This window comes from Priestia sp. P5_B4 (assembly GCF_056400385.1).
On the sequence record NZ_JBFULJ010000161.1, the window covers coordinates 1 to 6,530 of the forward strand.

Annotated in this window: 7 protein-coding genes; 1 reads left to right on the plus strand and 6 read right to left on the minus strand. The window is 33.0% G+C overall.

Translation table 11 applies throughout. The features are described 5' to 3' along the window. Positions 1-356: 356 nt before the first annotated feature. The 3 genes from AC1DRF_RS13785 to AC1DRF_RS13795 form a co-directional block, all read right to left on the minus strand. Positions 357-524 (minus strand): spore germination protein, encoded by a 168-nt coding sequence (locus AC1DRF_RS13785; protein ID WP_477740943.1) that lies wholly within the window; start codon positions 522-524, stop codon positions 357-359. A 264-nt stretch (positions 525-788) separates the two neighbouring features. Then, positions 789-1,049 carry a hypothetical protein gene (locus AC1DRF_RS13790; RefSeq protein WP_477740944.1) on the minus strand — a complete coding sequence of 87 codons (261 nt, stop codon included), beginning with the start codon at positions 1,047-1,049 and terminating at the stop codon, positions 789-791. Between the two features lie 384 nt (positions 1,050-1,433). After that, positions 1,434-1,553 carry a YjcZ family sporulation protein gene (locus AC1DRF_RS13795; RefSeq protein WP_082612005.1) on the minus strand — a complete coding sequence of 40 codons (120 nt, stop codon included), beginning with the start codon at positions 1,551-1,553 and terminating at the stop codon, positions 1,434-1,436. A gap of 483 nt (positions 1,554-2,036) precedes the next feature. Between AC1DRF_RS13795 and AC1DRF_RS13800 the strand changes: the two genes are divergently transcribed. Further along, positions 2,037-2,456, plus strand: coding sequence for a transporter (locus AC1DRF_RS13800; RefSeq protein ID WP_477740945.1), 420 nt, complete (start codon positions 2,037-2,039; stop codon positions 2,454-2,456). A gap of 1,808 nt (positions 2,457-4,264) precedes the next feature. On the opposite strand, the gene AC1DRF_RS13805 is transcribed toward AC1DRF_RS13800, so the two are convergent. The 3 genes from AC1DRF_RS13805 to AC1DRF_RS13815 all read right to left on the minus strand — a co-directional run bounded on the left by AC1DRF_RS13805 (position 4,265) and on the right by AC1DRF_RS13815 (position 5,851). Then, positions 4,265-4,447: a hypothetical protein gene (locus tag AC1DRF_RS13805; RefSeq protein ID WP_057237971.1), complete on the minus strand. Its 183-nt coding sequence runs from the start codon at positions 4,445-4,447 to the stop codon at positions 4,265-4,267. A gap of 393 nt (positions 4,448-4,840) precedes the next feature. Then, positions 4,841-4,915: a YjcZ family sporulation protein gene (locus AC1DRF_RS13810; protein ID WP_477740947.1), complete on the minus strand. Its 75-nt coding sequence runs from the start codon at positions 4,913-4,915 to the stop codon at positions 4,841-4,843. Positions 4,916-5,371: 456 nt separating this feature from the next. Continuing rightward, the gene (locus AC1DRF_RS13815) at positions 5,372-5,851 is read right to left on the minus strand and encodes a hypothetical protein (RefSeq protein WP_477740946.1); all 480 of its coding nucleotides are present in this window, start codon (positions 5,849-5,851) and stop codon (positions 5,372-5,374) included. Positions 5,852-6,530: the final 679 nt, after the last annotated feature.

Consider the following 6,530-nt stretch of genomic DNA (forward strand, 5'->3'; position numbering starts at 1 on the left):
TGGTTATGATGATTATGTCTACCACAAGAGCAACCACCAAAGTTATTGTTGTGGTTACAGCGACGACGTCTGCAACCACAGAAACTACAGAAGAAAATATTGTTCCAACAACACATATMTATCCCTCCTTTTAATCTAGATAAAATATTTTATTCCTTTATTTTTTTTAGCTTGTACTATTGTCACCTATATAAAAAAGCTTCCGAATGAAACATCCAGAAGCTTTTTACTATTAATCATCAAATAAGAAAGTGAACAAAAAGGATATTTTTACAAATTATTATTTATTAAAATTTAAGTGTTTGCAGTATTGTCCACTTGGCCTTGATCACTAATATTTGGTTCACAATTATTATTTAACATATGAGCCACTGAAGGGGGGATGTCTTGCCAAAAGAAAAACAGAACCTTACTGATTTTGAATTATTTGTATGACTATTATGTACTATATGACCAAAATCTAGATTTTCGTTTTGAGTAATCCYATTAGTCAATACATTACCAACAATAATAGAATAAGGCATAAATCTACTCCGTTCTCTTTTAAACGCTGATTATAATTTATCCTTTATTAGGTAACTTGCCTAACACAAATAAAATACATATCAATCTAAAACATCTGTGACTTAAGGTACTTTCAGTCAACCCAAGTTCACTATGAGTATATAAATAAATTAACTCTACTTATTTTATGTATACTATCTTTTTAAAATCTTACTAATTCAAAAAGCTCTCTACTGAATAAGAGAGCTTTTCTCTTGATATTAGGCTAAAACTCGTCCAAAAAATTAGTGACAGTTACCACTACGCAATCTACGAATGCTAATAACTTCTAAGCTAGTAGTATTTCTATTACCTGAGTTATCTTCCCAAACTAAAAAACCATTTTCTACACGAATAAAAATGCCGTTTCCATCAAGTTGTCTTCCCGCAGAAAATACCTGAATTCGATCTCCTCTTCGAAAATTATCTAGACCGTTACGAGAAGTACGGCGGTTATCTGTACGACGGTTACCTGTACGACGGTTACCTGTACGACCTCTTGGCATAAAATCACCTCCAAACACGTTTAATACATGTTATGAAGAAAATGAAATTTGGTATAAGTCAAACGTTTAATAACATAATTTTTTTATATAATACAAAACTGGTTATACTCGCCCATTACATTTACATAATTTAACATATAATAAAATATGCATATTAATATCCTCCAAATTTTATGATACGAGCAGTAAAAGACTCCTGATCTTGAGCACAATCAGGAGTCTTTTAAATTAGCAAAGGATAGATTCATATAATAAAGTAATGGAGGAGTAAACTGGCCATATCTTATGTATTTATAATGTTTTAGAAACTTACTTATCATAAAACAAGTTAAAATCATTTGGTCTATGTAAAAAACCTTCCAATTGAAAGGCTTTTTTATTGCATTAGCAGAAACCTCCGTAGCCGCCACCAAAACAACTACATCCAATAATGATAAGAAGAATAAATAAGACAATTAGAAGAGCAAAACCTCCACCGAATCCAAATCCACCACAATTAGACATATAGACACTCCTTTTCTGGATAATTAACTAACAGAAAAAGCTTCAAATATACATAAGTTATGGCATTATATGTACAAACAACTGATATCGATTGGATTTAGGTTTAAAATGGGCTACTTAGTTCATCAAGAAAAGTAAAAAACTATAATATAGAGTAAACTAATCAAGACGCTGAGAAGTATCCACTTGGGAACCTTCACTGTGTTTTCAAGTTGACAACAGGGATTGCGGAAAAAGCACTGATATACGCCAGTGCCTTTTCTGTTTTTAAGCTGTATATCATACACAGAACTATTTAACATAATCGTTATTATCGGAAATAAATAATAGGATCTTATTAGATAAGATCCCATTACGACTAAACTTAAAGACTCTTTAACATATTTTGTTTAAGGGTTTTTGCTATATTCATAAGGGTCCGAACATCTTTGGCCTATTTCTCATATTGTATTAGGTATTAATAATATATTGAGGTGAAAAAAGATGGATGTAAGTTATATAGATTCTTATTCTTATCCAAGACTTTTGGGCCCACAGTTCCCATACCCTAGTCTCCCCGGTGGTTTCCCGGGATCGCCCGGTGGTTTCCCAGGATCGCCCGGTGGTTTCCCAGGATCGCCCGATGGTTTCCCGGGATCACCTGGTGGACAGCAAGCTCCAACTGCCCCACCACCAGCATTCATCCCACAACAGCAAACAGCAACACCATTTGCAGTGGATCCAGGAGCCATTTCGTTGTGTTTATTCCGTAACACATATATATGGCTTAGAAATGGGTCAAGTTTTTGGTATTTCCCTATTTTTGTGGGACCGAGATCAGTTGCTGGTTTCAGATGGAACGGGCGATTCTGGACTATTTTTGGTATAGATACAAGACGAATTGTTTCATTTACATGTTTCTAAGTATTCGTAATTTATGGCCCTGGAAAAGTGGAGGAATCAGCTTTGTAACCTACAGAGAAGGTCATGGTTAGTATGCCATTCCCATCACAATGGGGTATCTATGCTAAGATTGCAGGCAAGATGGTAATGGGTTGGTTTTGGTGGTCCCCTTTTCTAAGAAGTAAATATTAAAATAGTAAAGATCTTAGATAGAATGAGCACTTGTCCAAACTCTTTTTATTACTTTGCATACTATAGAAGTGAGCATACCCCTGCTCTTCCAATAGATCCTGAGTTCCTATATTGCTATTATCTTAAAGGAAAAACTGCTGCCTAGTGATAAACAGTGGTTTTTTCTTTTTTGATCATTTCTAATTTTCATAGAAGAAGCAAAAATCGTCCAAGCTTTTTCTATAAAATTACATATTATAATTATATATCTTGTCTTACGAAGGGAAGTGATGATATGTCTTCCGAACATCATTTTCGTGGAAATTGCTATCGCCATTGCAATGTAATATTTGTGACATTCAATCAAACAACTGGTAGAGTGGTACTTATTAGTCCTTCCATAGGCACAATTCCTCCAGCTTGTGCAAATAACAAATCTATTCAAGATCTTACCGTGTGCTTATTGAAAGACGGCTATACAATCCAAGCATTCTATCAAGAAACCTTTGTCTTCTCAAAATGTAAAAGCTACTATGATACAAAATAGGAAATAAAATAAGAAATGAATAAAACTCTATAGCCTGAGTAAACTACTCAAGAAGCCGTGAGGCATCTACAACTAATTTTCTTCCTTAGCAGAAAAAGCTACTGATCCCTGTTCAGTAGCTTTTTCTTTTTAAGTTGTATATGATATAGGCCCTAGTTAACATAAAACGGATTTCCGAAACCCCACTGCAAAGAGAAAACTTTTGGCATAAGCATTTTTTGAACTATGTAAACAGAAAACCTACGTCGCCCCAAGAAATAGGTTTTGCTGTTTAAAATCATACGATCCTTGTCGAAAAAAGGATGGTTTACCATAACTACTCTTACAAAGATAGTAAAGATGATAGACTAATACAGTATATGCACTTTATATATACTTGTACTAGCCAAAAGTCACTATTTTGAAGAAATCTTGGTTACCTCTATGAATATAAAGTTTAAATTTATAGGCAAACTACTCAAGATGCCTTTTGGAGACAAAACTTATGACCTCCAAGCAGTAGTTTTTTCTGCTTTTAAGCTGTATATGATATACAAAGGTAGTTATCATAATGTGTTTATCGGAAACTATAAACTAATAAGGAAGATCACATTTCTGACCTTCTCTTTTTTCTATCTTAGATAAATTTATTATTTAGCATTCCACATAATATTTATATCCTTTATATTTTATATATTTTTAGATCGTTTTTAAGACTTTTAATACCTAAAAGTTAGTTCATTCATTAGTCTATTTAAAGCAATTTGTAAAACTTCGTATTCCGTATATTCTTGTTTAGATTCTAAATATCTCTGACCCCTTTCAAGCAATAATTTTCTAATCTGATTACACAAATCAATTTCAGAATCCAAGAGTTGTATCTCTTTTCTGGTTTCTATTCGCTGATGCACTAAATCATCTCCCTTTTCTTTTGAATTCATAAAAATATTCTATGCAAAAACGTAAAAGTCCTATGAACATGAAACAGAAAAAACTACCTTATCCCTAACTCTAAGGTAGTTTTTTCTGTTTTTTTAAGTTGCATATAGTATTTATTTTTAGTTAACATAATGAAAATTGTAGCTAGGCGCAAAACAAAATAACCAACCTTTAGCACCTGAAAGATGCTTATTTATCTATAAATTTTGAGAGCCTTCAAATCCTTCAAAATCCTCATACAGGATACTTCAACACTCTGTTCCTTGGTCTCTATTGCCATTTCCCTTAAGGCTTCAACATTTTTCTGAATTCTATTTATAGTATCAACAAAGTATTGATCTTTCTCATCTTGTGTAATGATCCAAGTTTTCTTCAACCTTATCATCCCCTCTCACTTTCTAACTTATTTTGAGAGTTGAGGCCCAAAGACAGAATGATTTTCCCATCCCTACACTTTATGTATAGTTTTTAATATTAAGGACTTAAATTAAAAATTTTTCATTTGAACTTTGAGCAAACTACTCAGGACGCCGTGAGGCATCAGTCCTTTAATCAAATAAATGTAGCAGAAAAAACTCCCGACCGGCTGTGGAGTTTTTTCTGCTTTTTAAGCTGTATACGTTATACAAAGCTAGTTAACATAATGTAATTTTATCGGCAATTTCTATGTATAAACAGTAAAGATAAATAAAAAAGCTAGCATAAAGCTAACTTTTTAAAATGAGAAATAAAGGTAAGTAATAATTAAAAGAAAGATGATTTTTAATTATTAGCAACCAACACCAAAGCCTCCTCCAAAACAAGAAGCGCCAATAATGATTAATAAAATGAATAGTACAACGATTAAAGCAAAGCCGCCACCAAAGCCGCCACCGCCATAGCCGTAACCGCCGCCATAACCACAGCCACCGTAACCTCCAAAGCCCATATTTCCACCCCCTACATGCTTAATACTTTTAAGATATGTATAAAAAGTAAAAATGCTCGCCCATACTCTGCACTGGTAGAAATAATAGGATTTTTGTAGATATATATAAACCCTTTAGATTACTTTACATAGAATGAATGAACCATCCCATTGAATCCCAGTAAATCAGTTACCCTCCCTAACGGATTTGCAGTTGTTAAAAAACAGAAAAACTCCCTTCCGCCTGGGAGTTTTTCTGTTTTTTAAACTATATATTATATACAAGGTCAGTTAACATAATCACCATTATCAGAACAAAACTGAACCCAATAAGCTCGGTATTGATTAGATTCTAGACCAAAAGCATAGCCAACTCCAGTATCTATATTCACTTCAATACATAATAAAATTTCCATAATCAATGACAGTAATTTTACCTTTCTTGGATAACCTTATATTACTATTACCCATATCCCTAGGCTTGATTCCGGCATCGCTAAATTTGTTTTTTAATGGGATTAATTCTTTATTACTTATTTCAACGGGAACTTCAATGTCCATTTTTTTCATTATGATCCAACCATGTCCAACTTCTTTCACTCGGCAGAGGTGTTTTCGTAATTCAGCTCGACAATGGTTATATATTTTAAATTCCTTTTCATTACATTGAATCCCCTTCTTAGTAAGGGCTACTTTTAATACATATCCATTATTAAGATCAAAGACAATACGGTGGCGACCATTACCAATCTTTTGGTATGTTAACTGTAAGATTATGTGAGATTCGTTAGCCCTTTGACTTTTACTTGTATCCTTATAATGATGCATTTTTGATAGCCATAAATTAATAGATTGTATATCCCAATTAGACAAAAAAACACTCAACCTTAACTCTTCCCCCCTCCCTTTTTTTTCCTAAAATTATAATTTATGCAATAGAAGAATTCCTTGACAGGGCGTTTGTATAAAGAAACAGAAACTATAAGCATGATCTTTCCTAAAGAAAAAACAACCTACCACACCAAGGAGTTTTTTCTGTTTTTATGTTGTATATCATATGCAAAGTTAGTTAACATAATGGATTTTTCTCGGTACCAAAAGCCTCTTCAATGATTGAAGAGGGTTTTGGTGTGTAATAAGTGTACTTTGAAAGGAATTAAAGGAAAGATTATATTAACTACCAAATTAATTATATTCAGTAGCCTACTTTAAGTGAATTGTCCATTATGAATAACATTTAAAAATTTGAGCAAACTACTCATGATGTTACAAAACATCGTCCTAACAACAAATGTGTATAGAGAAAACTACCTTGGTTAAAGGTAGTTTTTTCTCTTTTTAGGCTGCATATCCTATTCATCTCTAGTTAACATAATGGATTTTTCAGGGACCCCACTGCAAAGAGAAAACTTTTGGCATAAGAATTTTTTGAACTATGTAAATAGAAAACCTACTTTGCCCCAAGAAATAGGTTTTGCTGTGTAAATCACACGTGCCTTGTCGAAAGAAGGATGATTTGTTTACCATAACTACTCTTACAAGATAGTAAAGG